Here is a 2,319-nt window from a genome sequence, read left to right on the forward strand (position 1 = left end):
GTAAGCGCTCCACAAACCCCATCTTCTGCAGCTGAGTAGCGCCCGTCAGACTGGTGTCATCCGATAGCAAGGAGGGCATCATGACTGACCTGACCTCGACACAGGCCTTCTGGCTGGGCCACCTGTTCCATGCCTCCTCCCGGCAGATGGCGTTGAGCGAGTATGCCGAGGAGCAAGGATTGGAGCTGGCGTCACTGCTGGCGTGGGAGCAGCGCCTGGTGGTGCAGGGTGTGCTCGTGCCACCTCGCCATCGGCCGCTGCGCTTCGTCGCCGTGGAGGTGGCTCGATGATCCGGCCGGATACCCGGCTGCGCGTCTACCTGTGCCGCGAGCCGGTCGACATGCGCAAACAGATCGATGGACTGGCCCTGCTGGTTCAGGAGGCCATGGAGCTCAATCCCTTCGAGGAGGCGGTCTTCGTGTTCGGCAACCGCCAGCGCGACAAGGTGAAGCTGCTGTTCTGGGAGCGTAACGGCTTCGTGGTCTGGTACAAGCGCCTGGAGCGGGAGCGCTTCAAGTGGCCGGATCGGCTGGAGGGCGACACGGTTACCCTCTCTGGCCAGGAGCTGAACTGGCTCCTAGATGGCTATGACCTCAGCGCTATGCGTCCCCATAAGGCGTTGGATTTTCAGTCGGTTGGCTGATTTTCTGCTGCTTCCAGCAGCACCGCTTGGTAAAATGCCGGCATGACTTCCACGGCCTCGACTCCCTCTGCCAGCGTCTCCCAGCTGCAGCGCCAAGTGCGTACTCAGCAAGAGGAGATTGCGCGTCTTCATCAACTGATGGAGAAGAAGGAGGCGGAGTGGGAAGCCGCCAAGGCTGCACTGTTTGAGCAGTTCCGCTTGGCCATCGAGCGTCAGTTCGGTCCCTCCACCGAAAAGTATCGCGTCGCGCAGGGTGACCTCCTCATCAACGAGGCCGAAGTGGCAGTCGACGAGGAGGACGCCAGCTCCCACGCCGAGGATGACGCTGTTGACGTGCCGGCCGAACCCCCTCAGCCGGCCAAGCGCCGCACCCGTGGTGGCCGCGTGGCGCTACCCCCCGAACTGCCCCGCGTCGAAATGATCCATGAGCTCCCCGAGGATGCCCGGCATTGCCACCACGACGGCACCGAGCTCAAGGAGATCGGCAAAGAGATCAGCGAGGAGCTGCACGTCGTGCCGGCGCGGATCGAGGTGATCCGCCATGTGCGCCTCAAGTACGGCTGCCCAGACTGCGAAGAGGGCGTGCAGATCGCCCCGGCACCGGCCAAGCTGCTGCCGAAGAGCAATGCCAGTGGCACGCTGCTGGCCTATGTGGCCACCGCCAAGTACCAGGACGCCTTGCCGCTCTACCGGCAGAGCCAGATCTTTGCGCGTCACGGCGCTGATATCCCGCGCAACACCCTGGCCCGCTGGATGGTGCAGGTCGGCGAGCGGCTGATGCCGCTGGTCGAGGCCCTGCGTCAGCACCTGCTGCAGGCCCCGCTGATCCACATGGACGAGACCACGCTGCAGGTCAACGCCGAGGCCGACCGGCCCGCGAGCTCAACGTCCTACATGTGGTTGCAACGCGGGGGACCGCCGGGTCAACAGGTGGTGCTGTTCGACTATGACGCCAGCCGAGCCGGACGGGTGCCCGTGCGCCTGCTGGGTGACTATGCCGGTCGCCTGGTCACCGATGGCTACGAAGGCTATGCCGAGGTGGTGCGGCAGAACGGCATCACCCATGCCGGCTGCTGGGCGCACGCGCGACGCAGGTTCGTCGAGGCGCAGAAGATGCAGCCCAAGGGCAAGACCGGCAAGGCCGACTGGGCGCTCAACCAGATCCGCAAGCTCTACGCCGTGGAGAAGCAGGCCAAGGCCCTGGAGCCCGAGGCCCGCCGGGTACTGCGGGAGCAGAAGAGTCGCCCGCTGATCACCCAACTGCGCACCTGGCTCGACAAGTCGCTGACGCAGGTGCTGCCAAAGAGCGCGCTGGGCAGAGCGCTGCACTACCTGGATGGTCAGTGGAAACGACTGACCCGCTTCCTCGATGACGGGCTGATTCCCCTGGATAACAACCCGGCCGAGAACGCCATCCGCCCCTTCGTCGTCGGTCGCAAGAACTGGTTGTTCAGCCACACGCCGAGCGGTGCCCAGGCCAGCGCGGCAATCTACAGCCTGATTGAGACCGCCAAGGCCAACGGCCTCTCACCCTACGAGTACCTGCAGTTCGTGTTCGAGACCCTGCCAACCCTCGGCGAGGATGACGACCACGGCACGCTGCTGCCCTGGCGCTGGAAAGACACGCTGCCGGTCTAACTCAGGCCGCAACAGGTGGGGTTGGTGGAGCGCTTACC

3 protein-coding genes are annotated in these 2,319 nt (G+C 64.8%); all 3 read left to right on the plus strand.

Annotation, left to right across the window (positions count from 1 at the left end):
* Positions 1 to 80: 80 nt before the first annotated feature.
* From BLT16_RS20420 to tnpC, 3 genes are read left to right on the plus strand one after another with little or no spacing between them, the layout of a single operon-like run.
* Positions 81 to 290 (plus strand): hypothetical protein, encoded by a 210-nt coding sequence (locus tag BLT16_RS20420; protein ID WP_245701638.1) that lies wholly within the window; start codon positions 81 to 83, stop codon positions 288 to 290.
* On the plus strand, positions 287 to 643 hold the full coding sequence (gene tnpB, locus BLT16_RS20425; RefSeq protein WP_089660776.1) for an IS66 family insertion sequence element accessory protein TnpB: 357 nt from the start codon (positions 287 to 289) through the stop codon (positions 641 to 643). Before BLT16_RS20420 ends, tnpB begins: the two co-directional genes overlap by 4 nt.
* A 42-nt stretch (positions 644 to 685) precedes the next feature.
* Entirely contained in the window at positions 686 to 2,281 is a 1,596-nt protein-coding gene (tnpC, locus tag BLT16_RS20430) for an IS66 family transposase (RefSeq protein WP_089660777.1), read from the plus strand.
* The last annotated feature ends 38 nt before the right edge of the window (positions 2,282 to 2,319 follow it).

The organism is Franzmannia pantelleriensis (assembly GCF_900102875.1).
In the GTDB taxonomy this organism is placed as follows: Bacteria; Pseudomonadota; Gammaproteobacteria; order Pseudomonadales; family Halomonadaceae; genus Franzmannia; species Franzmannia pantelleriensis.